This is a genomic window from Aquabacterium sp. J223, assembly GCF_024666615.1.
Lineage (GTDB): Bacteria > Pseudomonadota > Gammaproteobacteria > Burkholderiales > Burkholderiaceae_C > J223.
The window spans coordinates 2,777,380-2,793,754 of record NZ_CP088297.1; the positions used below are offsets into that span (position 1 = coordinate 2,777,380).

The 16,375-nt window shown below is 73.8% G+C and carries 18 protein-coding genes; 5 read left to right on the plus strand and 13 right to left on the minus strand.

The window, feature by feature from the left end; translation table 11 throughout:
* Nucleotides 1-169: 169 nt before the first annotated feature.
* Both LRS07_RS13240 and LRS07_RS13245 read right to left on the minus strand, forming a co-directional pair.
* Nucleotides 170-385, minus strand: a complete 216-nt coding sequence (locus LRS07_RS13240) for a hypothetical protein (protein WP_260498492.1) — start codon at nt 383-385, stop codon at nt 170-172.
* Between the two features lie 132 nt (nt 386-517).
* Nucleotides 518-898, minus strand: coding sequence for a hypothetical protein (locus tag LRS07_RS13245; protein ID WP_260498493.1), 381 nt, complete (start codon nt 896-898; stop codon nt 518-520).
* A 294-nt stretch (nt 899-1,192) separates the two neighbouring features.
* Here LRS07_RS13245 and LRS07_RS13250 point away from each other — a divergent pair, with 294 nt between their 5' ends.
* Nucleotides 1,193-1,555 carry a thiosulfate oxidation carrier protein SoxY gene (locus tag LRS07_RS13250; RefSeq protein ID WP_260498494.1) on the plus strand — a complete coding sequence of 121 codons (363 nt, stop codon included), beginning with the start codon at nt 1,193-1,195 and terminating at the stop codon, nt 1,553-1,555.
* A gap of 18 nt (nt 1,556-1,573) precedes the next feature.
* On the plus strand, nt 1,574-1,891 hold the full coding sequence (gene soxZ, locus LRS07_RS13255; protein WP_260498495.1) for a thiosulfate oxidation carrier complex protein SoxZ: 318 nt from the start codon (nt 1,574-1,576) through the stop codon (nt 1,889-1,891).
* Nucleotides 1,892-1,900: 9 nt separating this feature from the next.
* Here the strand turns inward: soxZ and LRS07_RS13260 are convergent, their stop codons facing one another.
* From LRS07_RS13260 to mltG, 7 genes are all read right to left on the minus strand, one after another.
* A complete protein-coding gene (locus LRS07_RS13260) occupies nt 1,901-2,095 on the minus strand; it encodes a hypothetical protein (RefSeq protein ID WP_260498496.1) in 195 nt (64 codons plus the stop codon).
* A 36-nt stretch (nt 2,096-2,131) separates the two neighbouring features.
* On the minus strand, nt 2,132-2,461 hold the full coding sequence (locus tag LRS07_RS13265; RefSeq protein WP_409450542.1) for an ankyrin repeat domain-containing protein: 330 nt from the start codon (nt 2,459-2,461) through the stop codon (nt 2,132-2,134).
* Nucleotides 2,462-2,893: 432 nt separating this feature from the next.
* Nucleotides 2,894-3,685 carry a TatD family hydrolase gene (locus LRS07_RS13270; protein WP_260498497.1) on the minus strand — a complete coding sequence of 264 codons (792 nt, stop codon included), beginning with the start codon at nt 3,683-3,685 and terminating at the stop codon, nt 2,894-2,896.
* Between the two features lie 57 nt (nt 3,686-3,742).
* Nucleotides 3,743-4,069 (minus strand): PilZ domain-containing protein, encoded by a 327-nt coding sequence (locus LRS07_RS13275; protein ID WP_260498498.1) that lies wholly within the window; start codon nt 4,067-4,069, stop codon nt 3,743-3,745.
* 57 nt (nt 4,070-4,126) lie between these two features.
* Nucleotides 4,127-5,185, minus strand: a complete 1,059-nt coding sequence (locus LRS07_RS13280; protein ID WP_260498499.1) for a DNA polymerase III delta subunit-related protein — start codon at nt 5,183-5,185, stop codon at nt 4,127-4,129.
* The gene (gene tmk, locus LRS07_RS13285; RefSeq protein ID WP_260498500.1) at nt 5,176-5,835 is read right to left on the minus strand and encodes a dTMP kinase; all 660 of its coding nucleotides are present in this window, start codon (nt 5,833-5,835) and stop codon (nt 5,176-5,178) included. Before tmk ends, LRS07_RS13280 begins: the two co-directional genes overlap by 10 nt.
* 9 nt (nt 5,836-5,844) lie before the next feature.
* The gene (mltG, locus tag LRS07_RS13290; RefSeq protein WP_260502110.1) at nt 5,845-6,864 is read right to left on the minus strand and encodes an endolytic transglycosylase MltG; all 1,020 of its coding nucleotides are present in this window, start codon (nt 6,862-6,864) and stop codon (nt 5,845-5,847) included.
* Between the two features lie 45 nt (nt 6,865-6,909).
* Here mltG and ygfZ point away from each other — a divergent pair, with 45 nt between their 5' ends.
* Genes ygfZ through LRS07_RS13305 form a run of 3 tightly spaced genes read left to right on the plus strand, consistent with a single transcriptional unit; the run spans nt 6,910 to nt 9,004 of the window.
* Nucleotides 6,910-7,902 carry a CAF17-like 4Fe-4S cluster assembly/insertion protein YgfZ gene (gene ygfZ, locus LRS07_RS13295; RefSeq protein WP_312028301.1) on the plus strand — a complete coding sequence of 331 codons (993 nt, stop codon included), beginning with the start codon at nt 6,910-6,912 and terminating at the stop codon, nt 7,900-7,902.
* On the plus strand, nt 7,899-8,204 hold the full coding sequence (locus LRS07_RS13300) for a DUF4936 family protein (RefSeq protein ID WP_260498501.1): 306 nt from the start codon (nt 7,899-7,901) through the stop codon (nt 8,202-8,204). Before ygfZ ends, LRS07_RS13300 begins: the two co-directional genes overlap by 4 nt.
* Nucleotides 8,195-9,004, plus strand: coding sequence for an NRDE family protein (locus LRS07_RS13305; RefSeq protein ID WP_260498502.1), 810 nt, complete (start codon nt 8,195-8,197; stop codon nt 9,002-9,004). Before LRS07_RS13300 ends, LRS07_RS13305 begins: the two co-directional genes overlap by 10 nt.
* 14 nt (nt 9,005-9,018) lie before the next feature.
* Here the strand turns inward: LRS07_RS13305 and LRS07_RS13310 are convergent, their stop codons facing one another.
* From LRS07_RS13310 to LRS07_RS13325, 4 genes are all read right to left on the minus strand, one after another.
* Nucleotides 9,019-9,888 carry a YbgC/FadM family acyl-CoA thioesterase gene (locus LRS07_RS13310; protein ID WP_260498503.1) on the minus strand — a complete coding sequence of 290 codons (870 nt, stop codon included), beginning with the start codon at nt 9,886-9,888 and terminating at the stop codon, nt 9,019-9,021.
* Nucleotides 9,885-10,850 (minus strand): alpha/beta hydrolase, encoded by a 966-nt coding sequence (locus LRS07_RS13315; RefSeq protein WP_409450543.1) that lies wholly within the window; start codon nt 10,848-10,850, stop codon nt 9,885-9,887. The genes LRS07_RS13310 and LRS07_RS13315 overlap by 4 nt, the downstream gene beginning before the upstream one ends.
* A gap of 123 nt (nt 10,851-10,973) precedes the next feature.
* Nucleotides 10,974-12,269, minus strand: a complete 1,296-nt coding sequence (gene aceA, locus LRS07_RS13320; protein WP_260498504.1) for an isocitrate lyase — start codon at nt 12,267-12,269, stop codon at nt 10,974-10,976.
* A 257-nt stretch (nt 12,270-12,526) separates the two neighbouring features.
* Nucleotides 12,527-16,327 (minus strand): DUF748 domain-containing protein, encoded by a 3,801-nt coding sequence (locus LRS07_RS13325; RefSeq protein ID WP_509909122.1) that lies wholly within the window; start codon nt 16,325-16,327, stop codon nt 12,527-12,529.
* Between the last annotated feature and the right edge of the window lie 48 nt (nt 16,328-16,375).

The following is a 16,375-nucleotide window of genomic DNA, read 5'->3' on the forward strand; positions in this document are numbered from 1 at the left end:
TTCATCCTGACTTAACATAATGCACATTAGAACGGCTAACGACCCACTGGCTGGCCGTGGCGAGGTATCGTGCAACGTGTCGCGCGCGACCGTGACGACAAAGCGTCCACCGACGTCGGCGGCGCTCTAAACGAAGAAGCCGCCTCGCGGCGGCTTCTTCAGCATCGGTTCAGCCGCGTGCGGCGTCCAGCTCTGCGCAAGACGGTTTGCACACCCGCTGGTTGCGACCGATCAGCTTCTTGGTCTGCAACTGGTCGGCCGTGCGGTGCTTCCCGCAACGGAAGCACGACATGGTCGAGCCATTGCCGAGGAATGGCGAGCCGCTGACCTTGGAGGTGTAGCGAAGCCCGTTGCTGGCAACCTTGGTCTGGAGGGTCTTGCTCATGCAGCTGATGGTGGTGGACAAGAGGCTCAGGACGGCGAAGCCGTCCAACCCTCAAGGATACCGGGTTATCAGTGCACGGGCGGGCGACAGGGCCTTCCGGCGGCGCCGAGCGTCGGCCTGGTGTCGTCTCCGTCAGGACCGATCGTCGCCCTCGGCGGGCGTCGGGCCCGACAAGGCGTAGCCGACCGCGGTCAAGACCAGGAGCAGGAAGGCCGCGATCAGTTCCGGCAGCAGGTCCATGGCGGTCGTCATGCCGAGCACGCCGGGCAGCAGGAAGGCTTCCGCCAACCGCAGCACCGACCATAACAGCGCGGCAGCCGCCAGGCCCATCACCACCAGCGCCAGCGGGGGCACCGCGCTGCGCGGCGTCGCCTGCGCCTCCCGATCCAGCCAGTCGCGCTCCAGCTCGTCCCAGTCCTTGAGGCAGGACTCGCTGGCCCAGTCCGAGCTGCCCCAGGCCGGCCGCGGCATGCCGGCTCGGCTGGGCAGGTCGGGCAGTTGGATGGTGCGCATGGGTGGAATGTTCGGCCGTCTGCGGTGGTTCGCATGCGCCAAAAAGCACGGCGTTCCGCCATGAAGGTGTCGGATGGTGTGCGGACGTAACCCCGGGAGCGCCTCGGCCCAACCATGTGCCGGCACGGCCGCGGCCCGGCCGTTAGCATCGCCGGCGTGAACCCGCCTGCCCCCGCCCTTCCCCCGCCAGCGGCATCGACCTCCGGTCGGCGGCGTCGCCGCAGCGTGACCGCGTTGTTGCTGTCGCCCTTGGTGTCCCCGCTGCTCGCTCCGACGGCGGCGGCCCAGACGCCCATGTCCGGCGCCTTCGACGCACGCAGCGCGGCGGACGCCTACCGCGCGCTCGGGCTGGGCGTGCCGGTGAGCAGCCGCGACGTGCTGCTCCAGGCCCCCGACATCGCCGAGAACGGCGGGTCGGTGCGCATCACCTTCGGCACCGCGTTGCCGGGCGTGCGGCGGGTGCTGCTGCTGGTGGACCGCAACCCCGCCGTGCTGAGCGCGGTGTTCGAGCCGTCGGAGTCGGTGGAGGCGGTGTTCACCTTGCAGGTGAAGATGGCCCAGTCGTCCACCGTGCACGCGGTGGCGCTGATGCAGGACGGCCGGCTCCTGGCGGCGACCAAGGACGTCCGGGTGACCCTGGGGGGCTGCGGTGCCTGAGGCGAAGAGGAGCTTGCTGTGAGCGACCCCACCCGGATCCGGGCCCAGCTGGGCCCCGACGGCCGCACCACCGTGCGGGTCCTGATGAGCCACGAGATGGAAAGCGGCCAGCGCAAGGAAGCGAACGGCCGACTGGTGCCCGCCTGGCACATCCAGCTGGTGACGGTGAAGCTGAACGACCGCCCCGTGCTGAGTGCGCACTGGGGCCCCAGCGTCTCGAAGAACCCGTTCCTGCAGTTCAACCTGCGCGGTGCCAAGGCCGGCGACCGCCTCGCGGTGGCCTGGACCGACAACCGTGGCGCCAGCCGCAGCGACGAGGTGCTCGTCGCCGGCTGACGGCGTCCGTCAGGCCTCGTCGTCGTCGGCGTCGCGTGCGTCGCCCTGCGCCGGGCCCTCGGCCGGCATCCGGTCGAGCGGCCGGCAGATGCGGCGCTGCAGCCGTTCCAGGCGCACCGAGCCCTCGATGGCCCGCAGCACGGCGTCGGGGTCGAGCATCAGGGCGAAGGGGTCGGCGGCGATCACGTGCGTGCTGTCGGCCATCGGCGGCTCCTGGCGGTGCGTTGGGGTGATCGCACTCTAGGCGGGGTCGCCTGCGGCGCCCATTGGACGCCCGGCCAAAGCCGCTGTACGAAGCGCGCCGACAGGCCTGTCAGCGCCGGGCGTCGTCGGCCTGCATGCGCCGCCGCGGGCGGCGGCGATCTGGTCGGCCAGCCGGACACGGTCGGCCCGCCGGGCGAAGTCCGCGGCGTCGAGGTCCAGGTCGTTGGCCAGACGCGGGTCGGCCCCACGCGCCAGCAGCAGCTCGGCCGCGGTGACCGAGCCGTAACCGGCCGCCATCATCAGCGGCGTGCTGCCGTTCGGCGACCGCGCGTTCAGGTCGGCGCCACGCTCGATGAGCAGCTGCACCGCCGCCGGTTCCGGTCCGCTGGCGGCGTAGTGGGTGTCCAGCGTGGGTGGGGTGTCCAGCCGTCGCGGTTGACCGACGCGCCGCGGGCCCCCCCCCCCCCCCCCCCCCCGGGGGACCCCTTAGCGCCCCCCCAAAAAGGGGGGCTTCGGTCTCGCCGGCCGGGTTGGGCAGGTCCACCTTCAGCTGGGGCGACAGCATCAGCGCCTCGGCGACGGCGAAGGACTCCTCGCGCAGCGCCAGCACCAGTGCCGGCTGGCCGTGCTCGTTGACCGTGTTGGGATCGAAGCCGCGCAGCAGCAGCGTGCTGACGGTGGTCCCGTTGTCGCGGATGAGGGCCCGGAAGAAGTCGTCCCAGGCGCCCGCCGCCACGTCGGCGGCCGTCCCCCAGCCGGCGACCAGCGCCGCCGCCAGCCCGAGGCCCCGGCGACGCCTCATCGCCTCTCCAGCGGCGGGATGCCGAACAGCGCCTCGAAGTTGGCGCTGGTCGTCTGGGCCACCGCTTCCGTTGTGACGCCCTTGAGCTCGGCGATCTGCCGCGCCACGAACGGCACGTAGGCCGGGCTGTTGGTCTTGCCGCGGTGGGGCACGGGTGCCAGATAAGGGCTGTCGGTCTCGATCAGGCAGCGGTCCAGCGGCACGAAGCGCGCCACCTCGCGCAGGTCGCCGGCGTTCTTGAACGTCAGGATGCCGGAGAACGAGATGAGGAAGCCCAGGTCCAGCGCCGCGCGCGCCACCGCCATGGTCTCGGTGAAGCAGTGGAAGACCCCGCGCACGGCGCCCTCGCCTTCGGCCTTCAGCAGCGCGACCGTGTCCTCGCTCGCGCTGCGGGTGTGGATGACCAGCGGCAGGCCGGTGCGACGCGCGGCCCGGATGTGCGCCGCGAAGCGGTCGCGCTGCCACTGCATCTCGGCCGTGCTGCGGCCGTTCAGGCGGTAGTAGTCGAGCCCCGTCTCGCCGAGGGCCACCACCTTCGGCGACCCGGCCAGCGCCACGAGCTCGTCCACCGTCGGCTCGCGCACGTCCTCCTCGTCGGGGTGCACGCCCACCGTCGCCCAGAGGTGGGCGTGCTCGCGGGCCAGCGACAGCACGTTGTCGAAGTCCTCGATCGTGGTGCAGATCGTCAGGGCCCGGTCGACGCTGGCCGCCGCCATGGCGTCCAGGATCTCGGGCAGGCGCTCGCGCAGCGCCGGCATGCTGAGGTGGCAGTGGGAGTCGACGAACATCGCAAGGGAGCGGGTGGTGGCAGGCCGGTGGCGCCCAAGGGCACCGTGCGGCCCAGGCTACAGCGTCTGCGTCGGCTTCGACGACGAGATGGCCGTGCCGAGGATCTCTTCGATGCGGGCGCGCAGCAGCCGGGTCTTCTCGTCGCCGGGGAAGCGCACCCCGACGCCCTGGGTGCGGCCGCCCGATGCGTTGGGTGGCGTGAGCCACGCCACCTTGCCCGCCACCGGGTAGCGCTGCGCGTCGTCGGGCAGGGACAGCAGCAGGTAGATGTCGTCGCCCAGCCGGTACTCGCGCTGCGTCGGCACGAAGAGGCCGCCCTCGGTGAAGAGCGGGATGTAGGCCGCGTAGAGCGCGCCCTTCTCCTTGAAGACGAGCTGGATCACGCTGGGCCGGCCGGCGTGGGCGGCGGCCGGCGGGGCGGCGCGGAGGGCGGTGCTCGTTCATCGGCCGGCCAGTGTAGTGGCGCGTCCGCCGCGCGACGGGCCGGCGGCACGGCGCCGGGCCCACGCCGGTGCACTTTGCAACACGAGGGATTCGACGAGCAGGCCGGCCTGCCAGGGGTGCTCGTCGTGGCGTGCCGCCTCCCTCAGCACCTTGGACCAGGCGGCCAGCGGCGCCAATCCGTCGGTGGCCGGCAGGCGGTCGGCCGGAAAGTAGCGTGGCGCCGCCCCCACGGCCGTGGCCATCGCGTCGTGGCAGAGCTTCTGCAGCGCTTCCACCGCGCGCGGCAGCGGCCAGCCGGCCATCGGCCCGGCATCGCCCGCGGCCACGGCCCCGGGCAGCGCCAGCCAGTGCGCCGACTGCACCCCCTCGGCCGCCATCGACCGCGCCAGCAGCGGCTGGCCGCCGGCGGCGCGCAGCAGCACCTCGGGGCAATCGACCCCTTGCCCCCGCAGCCAGGCCAGGGCCGGCTCGGCGGCGGGCGCGGCCAGGGCCAGGCGCCGGCAGCGGCTGCGCACGGTGGGCAGCAGGCGGTCGGGCTCGGCGCTGGTGAGCAGCAGGCGCACGCCCGGCGGCGGTTCCTCCAGCGTCTTCAGCAGCGCGTTGGCCGCCACGAGGTTCAGGGCCTCGGCCGGGTGCAGCAGCAGCCACTTGCCGCGCCCGCGCGAGCTGCTCTGCTGGGTCCAGCCGATGGCCTCGCGCACCGCTTCGACCTTGATCTCGCGGCTGGGCTTGGCCTTGCTGGCCTTGGTGTCGGCGCCCTCCTCCGCCGCGTCGGCGAGGCCGAGCGACGTCAGCAGGGCCGCGGGCACCAGGCGGCGCAGGTCGGGGTGGTGCCCGGCCTGCCGCAGGTGGCAGCCGGGGCAGCGGCCGCAGGGCCGTGCGGTCGCCGCGTCGGCCTCGCAGAGCTGCGCGGCGACCAGGCCGTCGGCGAACTCGAACAGGCCGCTGCCCGCCGCGCCATGGACCAGCAGCGCATGGTGCGGCGGCATGGCGAGCACGTCGGCCAGCGGCGCGGCCAGCCAGGGCAGCGGCAGCGCCGCCTCGTTCACCACCATGCCTCGGCCTCCGCCTTGGTCTGCACGGCGTGCAGAACGGCCTGCCACACCCGTTCGGGCGGCTGCCCGGCGTCGAGGACCGCGAAGCGCTGCGGCTGGGCGTCCCGCCGCTCGGCATAACCGGCGCGCACGCGCTCGAAGAAGCCCAGGTCCTCGCGCTCGAAGCGGTCCGGCGCGCGCGCGGCCGCGCGGCGGGCGGCGGCGACGTCGGGCGCGACGTCGAACCACAGCGTCAGGTCCGGCTGCCGGCCCTGCTGCACCCAGGCTTCCAGCTGGCCCAGCACCGTCGGATCGAAGCCGCGGCCACCGCCCTGGTAGGCGAAGGTGGCGTCGGTGAAGCGGTCGCACAGCACGACCGCGCCGTCCGCCAGCGCGGGCAGGATGCAGCGCTGCAGGTGGTCGCGGCGGGCGGCGAAGACCAGCAGCGTCTCGGTCAGCGCGTCCATCGGCTGGGCGAGCAGCAGCGCGCGCAAGGACTCGGCGAGGTCGGTGCCGCCCGGCTCGCGCGTCAGCCGGACGGTGCGGCCGTGCGACCGCAGCCACTCGGCCAGCGGCTCGATGTGGGTGGACTTGCCGGCACCGTCGATGCCCTCGAAGCTGATGAAGCGGCCGGTCACGTCGGCCCGTCCCTGCACTCCGGCACCCGGCATGGCGTCACGTCATCCTCCTTTGGACACTGCAGCGCGCGCAGGGCTGCGCTGGTAGCGGTCGACCGCGCGGTTGTGCTCGGCCAGCGTCTCGCTGAACTCGCTGCTGCCGTCGCCGCGGGCGACGAAGAAAAGCGCCTTGGTCGACTCCGGCCGGACGGCGGCACGCAGCGAAGCCAGGCCCGGCATGGCGATGGGCGTCGGCGGCAGGCCGGGGTTGAGGTAGGTGTTGTAGCGGCCGGCGGTGGTGAGGTCGCGCTTGCGCAGGTTGCCGTCGAAGCGCTCGCCCAGGCCGTAGATCAGCGTCGGATCGGTCTGCAGCGGCATGCCGAGCCTGAGCCGGTTGACGAACACGCCCGCCACCTTGCCGCGGTCGGCCGGCGTGCCGGTCTCCTTCTCGACGATGGAGGCGAGGATCAGCGCCTCGTCGGCGCTCTTCAGCGGCAGGTCGGGGGCGCGGTCGGCCCATGCCTCGTCCAGCCGCCGCCGCTGCGCCTGGAAGGCGCGCTTCATCACGGTGAGGTCGCTCACGCCGCGGCTGTAGGCGTAGGTGTCGGGGAAGAAGCGGCCTTCCGGGTGCACGCCCGGCGCGCCGAGCGCGGCCATCAGCTGCTCGTCGGTCAGGCCCTGGCTGGCCGGCTTCAGCGCCTTGGCCTTGGCCAGCTCGGCGCGCCACTGGCGAAAGGTCCAGCCGTCGATGAGACGCACGGTCTCCAGCGCCTCCTCGCCCTGGACCATCTTGCGCAGCAGGTCGCGCGGCGTGGCGCCCGCCTCGACCTCGTAGCTGCCGGCGCGGATGCGGCGGCTGTCGCCGGACCAGCGGAACCATTGGTACAGCAGTGCGGGATGGGTCTGCACGCCGGCCTGCACCCACTGCTCGGCGATCGCGCGCGGCGAGGTGCCCGGCTCGATGGACAGCTCCACCGTCGGCGTGGCCAAGGGCAGCGGCCGCTGCAGCCACCACGCCACCGTCGCGCCGATCAGGACCGCCAGCAGCAGCAGCGCCAGCAGGCCGCGCCTCACCGCCCGCATGGCCTGCGGTGGGCGGGGCGATCCCACGGAGGGCCGGTGCGCGACATGCGGCTGATGATAATCGTCCACCATGAGCGAACCGCGCGACACGGCCTCCCCGACGGTCCCTGGCAGGGGGCGCTTCGCCTCATCGACTGGGGCGTCATCCGCGCCGACGGCGAGGACGCGGCGACCTTCCTGCAGTCGCAGCTGACGCAGGATTTCGCCGCGTTCCACGACGGCGAGCACCGGCTGGCCGGCTACTGCTCGCCCAAGGGCCGGCTGCTGGCGAGCTTCATCGCCTGGCGCGCCGGCCCGCAGCGGTTCCACCTCGCCTGCAGTGCCGACCTGCTGGCCGCGACGCTGAAGCGGCTGTCGATGTTCGTGCTGCGCGCCAAGTGCCGGTTGACGGATGCCAGCGGCGACGTCGCGCTGTGGGGCCTGGCCGGCGCGCCGGCCTTGGCCTGGCTGGACGGGGCGGCGGCCGCGCCCGGCAGCGTCACGCCCCGGGGCGACGCGGGGCAGGTGCTGCGGCTGGCCGATGTGCAGGGCGTGCCGCGTGTCCTGCTGGCCCAACCGGCGGTCGCCGATCCGCCGCCGCTGCCGCTGCTGCTGGCCGCCGCCTGGTCCTGGCTGCAGGTGCACGGCGGCCTGCCGGTGATCACCGCCGCCACGGCCGACCAGTTCGTGCCGCAGATGGTCAACCTCGAGTTGCTGGGCGGGGTGAACTTCCGCAAGGGTTGTTACCCCGGCCAGGAGGTGGTGGCGCGCAGCCAGTACCGCGGCACGCTGAAGCGCCGCATGGTGCTGTTCGAGGCCGGGCCGGTCACCGCCCTGCCCGGCGAGGAGGTGTTCCACAGCGGCGACCCGGCGCAGCCCTCCGGCCTGGTGGTGAACGCGGCGCCGCATCCCGACGGCAAGCGGCTGGCGCTGCTGGTGTCGTTGAAGACCGCCGCGCTGGGCCAGGGCAGCTGGCACCTGCGGTCGCCGGACGGCGAGCCGCTGGTGGAGGCCGCCCTGCCCTATGCCCTGCCCGCGCCGGGCGACGACGTCCCATGACGGCGGACGGCGCGCGGCTGTACGTCTACTTCAAGGTCCCCCAGGCCGCGGCGAACACGGCCGTGCGCGCGGTGCGGGCGATGCAGCAGGCGCTGTGCGGCCGGCACGCCGGCCTGCAGGCCGAACTGCTGCAGCGCGAACCGGACGCGGGCCAGGTGACGTTGATGGAGGTCTACCGCCGGGCCGGCGTGGGCATCGACGCGATGCTGGCCGAGGACATCGCCGGCGCCGCGCGCGACGTGCCGGTGCAGGCCGTGCGTGCGGCCGTGCGCCATGTCGAGGTGTTCCGTCCATGTGCCTAGCGGTGCTGGCGCTGGGGGCGCATCCCCGCTTCCCGCTGGTGCTGGCGAGCAACCGCGACGAGTACTTCGACCGGCCCACCGAGCGCATGCACTGGTGGCCGCCCACGCGGGATGCGGAGCCGGTGCTCGCCGGTCGCGACCTGCGCGGCGGCGGCAGCTGGCTGGCGCTGACGCCACGCGGCCGGCTGGCGCTGATCACCAACGTGCGGCGGCCCGACTCGATGCGCAGCGACGCGCCGTCGCGCGGCGGTCTGGTCACCGCCTGGGTGGGCGCCACGCAGGACGCCGAGGCCTTCTGCGCCCCGCTGGCCAACGCCGGCCACAACGGCTTCAACCTGCTGATGGCCGACCTGCCCTCGGGCGCCTGGCACTGGTACGCGCCCGACCAGCCGGCGCCGCGCCGGTTGTCCGCCGGCCTGTGGGGCCTGTCCAACGCCGCGCTGGACACCCCCTGGCCCAAGCTGACCGGCCTGAAGGCCGCCCTGCGGCAGGCGCTCGACGAGGCCGCCGACGCCGACCGCCTGACCACCCGGCTGCTCGCCGCGCTGCGCAACGACGAGCCGGTGCCCGACGACCGACTGCCTCAGACCGGCGTGCCGCTGGCCGTCGAGCGCGAGCTGGCCAAGGTCTTCATCCGCCTGCACGACGACCGCTACGGCACCCGCTGCTCGACGGTGCTGGTGGCCGAGCGCACGGCGCAGGGCCTGGTGACCCACGTGCTCGAGCGCAGCTTCGCGCCGGACCGGTCGGTCACCGGTGAGCAGCGCTTTCGCCTGACCGACTGGCCGCCGGTGGCCTGACCGCACGCACCCCGTCAGAGCCCCCGCACCATCTCCACGTGCGGGATGCCGGCTTCGTCGAACACCGGTCCGCGCTGCTGGAAGCCCTGCTGGCGGTAGAAGCGCTCGGCGCTCAACTGCGCGTGCAGCAGCACCTCGCGGTCGCCGCGCGCACGCGCCGTGTCCATCAGCGACTGCAGCACCTGCCGGCCGACGCCGGTCCCGCGCATGGCGGGCAGCACGGCCATGCGGCCGATCTTGGCCACGCCGGGCACGTGCTCCAGCAGCCGGCCGGTGGCCAGCGGCACGCCGAAGCGGTTGAAGGCCACCGCATGGGTGCAGGTGGCGTCGGCCTCGTCCCATTCCAGGGCGGCGGGGATGCGCTGCTCCTCGACGAAGACCTGCGTGCGGATCGGCCGCGCCGCCTCGCCCAGTTCGGCCCAGCCGGCCACGCGCACCTCCACCATCGGCTTGCCGGCCTCGAAGTCCTCGAGCACCGCCCGCAGGTCCTGGGGCACCGGTCGGGCGCCACGGGCCTCGGCGTCGGCGAAGACGTAGACCAGCTCGCCGCCGACCAGCCGCTCGTCGCCGCGCAGCACCGCGCATTCGAAGACCATGGACGAGTTGCCGATCCGTGCGCAGCGCACGCCGATGTCCAGCGTGTCGTCGTAGCGGGCGGAGGACTCGTACTCCAGCGTCGCCTTGCGCACGAAGAGGTCGCCGCCGAGGGTGTGCATCGTCGCCTGGTAAGGCAGCGCCAGCGCCCGCCAGTACCCGCCCACCGCGGTGTCGAAGTACGTCAGGTAGTGGCCGTTGAAGACGATCTGCTGCATGTCCACCTCGGCCCAGCGCACGCGCAGCCTCTCGAGGTGTCGGAAACGTGAGCGGTGGTCGGTGGTGGTCATGTCGTCGGGTTCCAGGCCTCGCGCAACGCGTCGGCGCAGGCCTGTTGGGCGGCCAGCGCCTCGGGCAGCGCGCGGCCCATCTTGATGAAGTCGTGGACCAGGCCGCGGGCCAGTTCCAGCGTCACGGGAACGCCGGCCATGCGCAGCCGGTCGGCGTAGGCGAGCCCTTCGTCGACCAGCGGGTCGCATTCGGCGAGCACCACGCAGGCGGGTGCCACGCCCTGCAGGTCGTCGGCGTGCAGTGGCGCGAAGCGCCAGTCGTCGCGTTGTTCGCGGTCGATGTAGTGGTCGAAGAACCAGGCGATGGCCGGGGCGTCGAGCAGGAAGCCCTGTGCGAAGCGGCGGTGCGAGGTGGTGTCGGCGTGCGCCGTGGCGCCCGGCGTGATGAGCAGCTGCAGCGCCAGCGGCAGGCCGATGTCGCGGGCGTGGATCGCCGCCACCGCGGCCAGCGTGCCACCGGCGCTGTCGCCGCCGACGGCCAGCCGGCGGCCGTCCACGCCCAGGTGGCCGGCATGCTGTGCCAGCCAGCGCAGCGCGGCCCAGGTGTCGTCCACCGCCGTGGGAAAACGGTGCTCCGGCGCCAGCCGGTAGTCCAGCGCCAGCACCGCGCCGCCGCTGCGCGCGGCGAGCTGCCGGCACAGCGCGTCGTGGGTGTCGAGGCCGCCGATGACGAAGCCACCGCCGTGCAGGTACAGCAGCGCCGGCAGGCGGTCGTGCGACGGCGCGTAGAGCCGAGCCCCGAGCGGAGTGCCGTCGGCGGCCGGCACCTGCAGCGCCTCGACGCGTGACAGCACCGGCCGGGTCGGCTCCAGCACCTCGGCGGCCGCGGCGTAGGCGCGCCGCGCCTCGTGCACGGGCAGGGTGTGGAACGGTGGCCGGCCCGCGCGGGCGATGCGGTCCAGCAGCCCGCGCATGGACGGGCTCAGCAGGCGGGCAGGATCGTCGTCGGGCGCGGCAGCCATGGGCTGCCGCAGTGTGCCAGCGACGTGGAACGCGACGCGCCGGCCGCTACCCGGTCGCCGGACGGACGCCGCAAGGAAAAAGGGCCCGGTGTCCCGGGCCCTTGAGGCAGCACGTGCTTCGACTCAGCCGTGCTTGGCGTCGAAGAACTGTTCGTCCTCGGTCGAGCCCTTCAGCGCCGCGGTCGAGGCTTCGCGTTCGATGGTGGTGGTCACCGCATCGAAGTACCCGGTGCCCACTTCGCGCTGGTGCTTCACCGCGGTGAAACCCTTGTCGGCGGCGGCGAACTCGGCCTCCTGCAGTTCGACGAAGGCGCTCATGTTCTGGCGGGCGTAGCCGTAGGCCAGGTTGAACATCGAGTAGTTCAGCGCGTGGAAGCCGGCCAGCGTGATGAACTGGAACTTGTAGCCCATGGCGCCCAGTTCGCGCTGGAACTTGGCGATGGTCGCGTCGTCCAGGTTCTTCTTCCAGTTGAAGCTGGGCGAGCAGTTGTACGCCAGCAGCTTGCCGGGGAACTTGGCGTGGATGGCGTCGGCGAACTTCTTGGCGAAGGCCAGGTCCGGCGTGCCGGTCTCGCACCAGACCATGTCGGCGTACTCGGCGTAGGCCAGGCCGCGGCTGATGGCCTGCTCGAGGCCGTTGCGGCTGCGGTAGAAGCCCTCGACGGTGCGCTCGCCGGTGAAGAAGGGCTTGTCGTTGTCGTCGACGTCGCTGGTCACCAGGTCGGCGGCCTCGGCGTCGGTGCGCGCCAGCAGGATGGTCGGCGTGCCCATCACGTCGGCGGCCAGGCGGGCGGCCACCAGCTTGCTCACCGCTTCACGGGTGGGCACCAGCACCTTGCCGCCCATGTGGCCGCACTTCTTGGCGGCGGCGAGCTGGTCTTCGAAGTGCACGCCGGCAGCGCCCGCTTCGATCATCGCCTTCATCAGTTCGAAGGCGTTGAGCACGCCGCCGAAGCCGGCTTCCGCATCGGCCACGATGGGGGCGAAGAAGTCGACGTCGTTCTTGCCTTCGCTCCACTGGATCTGGTCGGCGCGCTGGAAGGTGGCGTTGATCTTCTTGACCACCTTCGGCACCGAGTCCACCGAGTACAGCGACTGGTCCGGGTACATCTCGCCGTTGCTGTTGGCGTCGCCGGCCACCTGCCAGCCCGACAGGTAGATCGCCTTCAGCCCGGCCTTGACCTGCTGCATGGCCTGGTTGCCGGTGAGCGCGCCGAGGGAGTTGACGAACGGCTCGGTGTTGACGAGGTTCCACAGCTTCTCGGCACCGCGCTTGGCCAGCGTGTGTTCGATCTGCAGCGAGCCGCGCAGCTTGACGACGTCGGCGGCGCTGTAGCCGCGCTTGATGCCCTTCCAGCGCGGGTTCTCGGCCCAGTCCTTCTCGAGGGCGGCAATCTGTTGTTCGCGGGTCTGGCTCATCGCTGGGGCTCCTTGGGGACGGTTGAAGAGGGGGATTCGATGGGCTCCAGCGTATCGGCGTCGTCGCGACGGCGGAAGACTTCTGTCTTATAGAAGACAAAAATCTTCCTCCTTACAAATCAAACAGTTAGGACGATTTTTCTTGATGCGGAATGCTCTCTTCCATCATGGGAAAAATTGCTGCGGTGCGTCAGCGCCGCATTCCGCATCGCGAAACGCCGTTTTCTGATGATGAGATGGGCAGGGCCGTGCGGCGGTCACGGCGCCGCGACGGTGAGCACGGCGCCGGTCGGCCCGGGGGTGGACTCACCGGCAGTTCCCAATCGCGGCGCGGTGAGGAACAACCGCTCGCTGGCGACGCCACGGGCCACCAGCGCCTCGCGCACCACGAGGCCGCGCTGCAGGGCCAGCTCCCGCAGGTCGTCCTCGTCGACGGCGAGCCGGGCCAGCACCTGGGCCTCCAGCTCGGCGGGAGGCAGGTCGCTCAGGCCGCCCAGCGCATTGCGCGGCGCCTGCGGCGGCGGATTGGCGCGGTACAGCGCGCGCAGCAGGCGCACCCGCTCCTCGCCGGCCGGCGTGGCCGCTGCACCGCCGCCGGCCGCGGCCTGCACGCCGCGGCGGCGTTGCTCCTCGGCCAGGCGCGCCTCCAGAACCGCGCGCCGCAGCGGCTCGCGTTCGGCCTCCACGTCCACCGCACCGGCGATGCGAAGGCTCACGGCCGGCCGGTCCTGCAGCGCGCGGGCCAGCCGGTCCAGCTCGGCCGCGGCGTCGGGGGCCAGCATCGGGCGGCCCGGCAGGAAGCGCACGTTCACCTGCTCGCCGCCGCCCTCCCCACCGATCCCGGCCAGCAGCGCGAAGGGCGACGTGACCGCCTTGACGATGAGGTTGCCCAGGGCCTTGAGCACCAGCCCGCCGAGGCTGAACTGCGGATCGCCCAGCCGCCCCGCCACCGGCAGGTCGAGCTGGATGCGGCCCTGGCGGTCGGTGAGCAGGGACACCGCCAGCTTCACCGGCAGCCGGGTGGCGTCCGGGCTGTCCACCCGCTCGCCGAACTGCAACTGGTTCAGCTCCACCCGGTTGCTGGCCTCCAGTTCGCCGCCTTCCCGCACCCGGTAGTGCACCGCCATCGCCAGCTTGCCGCGGTCGATCTCGTAGCCGATGTACTTGCCGGCGTAGGGCGACAGCGGCGCCAGTTCGATCTCGCGCGCCGAGGCCTCGATGTCCAGCAGCGGCGGGCTGAACGCCGGGTTCAGCTGCCCCTGCACCTTCAGCTCCCCGGTGCCGGCGATGCGCCCGTCGAGGGACAGCGCGGCCGGCTCGCGCTGCGCCGTGCCGAAGGCGCCCAGCCGACCCTGCAGGCCGCTGAGCACGGCGCTGTAGTTGGGCCGCACGAAGCGGTCGGTGAAGTTGATGCGGCCGTTGTCGAGGACCAGCCCACCGACGGCCAGGGTCACCGCCGGCCGGGCGGCGGCGGGAGCGTCGGTGGCCGGTGCCGGCGACAGCCGCCGAGGCGCCGGGCCGAAGCCGCCGGGCGGCGCCGGCGGCACGCCGGGCGGTGCGGCCACGTCGGTGAGGTTGAAGCGACCCTGCTCGGTGATCACCAGGCGGGTGTCGAGGTCGCTCAGAACCGCTTCGCCGAGGCTGAGGCGAGGGGCGGCGCCGGGCGCCAGTTGCACCTGCAGGCCGGGCAGCCGCAGCGCGCTCCAGCCGAGCAGTGGGCTGGGCGCGCCGTCGGTGCCGTCCGGGGCCATCAGCTGCAGTTCGCCCAGCACCAGTTCGCCGTCGCCGGCCAGGCGCAGGCCGTCGCCCGCCAGCGCCATGTCGACCCGCCCGGTGCCCCCGAGCAGCAGGCGCTGCAGGCTGAGCGCCGACGGCAACTCGACGTAGCGCTCCCAGCCGTGCAGCGGCAGCCGTTCGGCGGTCCAGCGGGCCTGCAGCCGGCCCTGCGCCGGGTCGGCGGCCGCGGTCCCGCTCCACAGCCCGCTTGCCGAGAGCCGCCCGCCGGCGCTGGCCCGCCCGTCGTCGACGCGCGCCGACAGGCTCCATTCCGCCGGCGCCGGCGTGCCGGCCGGCGGCGGCCACTGCAGCCGGCGAAGGCTGACGTTCAGCGCCTCCCAGCGGCTGCGCAGGCTGCGCTGGGCGCCGCGCGGGGTCGGGGCGCTGTCGGTCCAGTGCAGGCGGCCGCCTTCCACCCGCGCGTCGTCGACGCTGACCGACCAGCCCGGCGCCGCCGTTGCGGGCGCGGCGGCGGGCGTCCCGGTCGCCGCGCCATTCGGCGGCGGCCGAAGCGCCTGCAGCGCGACGGCCCAGTCGAGCCGGCCGTCGCGGCCCCGGCGGGCGACGGCCACCGGCGCCTCCAGCGACACCCCGCCGATGGCGATGCGCCGGGCGGCGCCGTCGACCTGCAGCCGGGTCAGGGCCAGGCGTCGCCACCCGAGCTGCGGCGGGAGGTCGGTGGCGCCGCGTGTCCGGCCCTCAGCGCGTGCCGCAGGCGGGCCGCCGTCGGCCAGCGCCGGCGGCCGCCAGGCCAGTGCGTCGAGGCGCAACGAGGGCACCTCGGCCTGCCAGGCATCGCCCTGCCAGCGCAGCGTGGCGCTGGCCTGGCCGTGCCCGTCCAGCTGGGCCGCCGCGCCCGCCGGGCGCCAGGGCGCGAAGGCGGCCAGGTCCAGCTCGTCGAGGGTGGCGGAGAGGCGCCCGGCGGCCGGCGCGGCCTCCCCCTGCAGCGACAGCCGCGCGGCCGGCCGGCCGTCGACCTGCCAGCGGCTGTCGGCCTGCAGGGTCACCGGCGTCGGCTGCGGCCAGCGCCAGGCCCCCAGCCGGGCCTGCGGCAGGTGCAGCGACACCTGCGCCGCGGGTTGGCGGGTGCGGTCCGTGAGGGTCAGGCGGGCGTCGTCCAGCCGAAGGCCCTCGCCCTGCAGCGTCCACGGTGGTGGCGATGCCCCTGCGGCGGTGGCGCGGGCTTCCGCCGGGCGACCCGGCCAGCGCAGGCTGCCGTCGGGGTCGCGCTGCAGGCCGGCCTCGGCGCCGACGAGCAGCACCGGGCCGAGCACCAGCCGCCGGGCCTCGCTGTCGATCGCGCTCACCGGCACCACCAGTTGGCGCCAGGACAGTGCGCCGCCATCGGCCGCCTGCAGGCGCAGGTCGGCGCCCTGCAGTTCGCCGCGGCCCTGCAGCCGGGGCGGCCGGTCGCCGCCCCAGTGCAGCTGCAGGTCGGCCTTCGCCCCGAGCCGGCCGGCCCGTGGGGTCAACGGCAGACCGGTCGGCCACCAGGCCTGCCAGTCCGGCAGCGACAGGTCGTCCAGCCGGACCGACAGCGCGGCCTGCGGCTGGGCGGCGAAGGGCGCGAGCGTGCCTTTCGCCGTCAGCTGGGCGCCCGAGGCCAGGGCCGAGGCCGACAGCCGCGCGGCCGGCACGTCGTCCGCCGTCGGCGAGGTCAGTCGCGACAGGCCCTGCAGTTCGACCTGCAGCGATGCCAGGTCGAGCCGCCGCACCGGGCCGCCGTCGTCGAACAGCAGGCGGCCGTCGCGCACGGTGAACGATTGCAGCGCCCAGCGGGCCGGCGGGCGTCCGGGCTCGGGGGTCGGTGCCGCCAGTCGCCGCACGAGGTCGTCGAAGTCCCAGCCCTCGGCATGGCGGGCCACCCGCAGCACCGGGCGTTCGAGCTCGAGCGCCGCCACCACCGGCGCCCGCTGCCAGAGCGACTGCGGCGACAGCCGCAGCGACACCCGATCGGCGCTCAGCGCCGGGGCATCGATGCCGGGCGGTCCGGCCAGCCGCACGCCGTCGAGTTGCACCACCAGCCGCCACGGCACCACCGAGAGCCGATCCACCTGCAGCGGCCGGCCCAGGGCCTGGCTGGCACGGGCCTGCAGCGGCGGCCGCAGCAGCGCGTCGGCGCCGGCCCACAGCACCAGCGGCAGCACCCCGAGGACGACGAGCAGCAGCGCCGCGGTGGCCACCGCCACGCGGCGCCAGGGTCGGCCGCGTGGTGATGGGAACGAAGCCGAAGTGGGTGCCGGCGGCATAGGCGGGCGATGATAGGTGCGACCCTGCCCCATCCGCCGCAGGGTCGTGGGCTGCAGGCAAGATGCACGACCACGCCCACC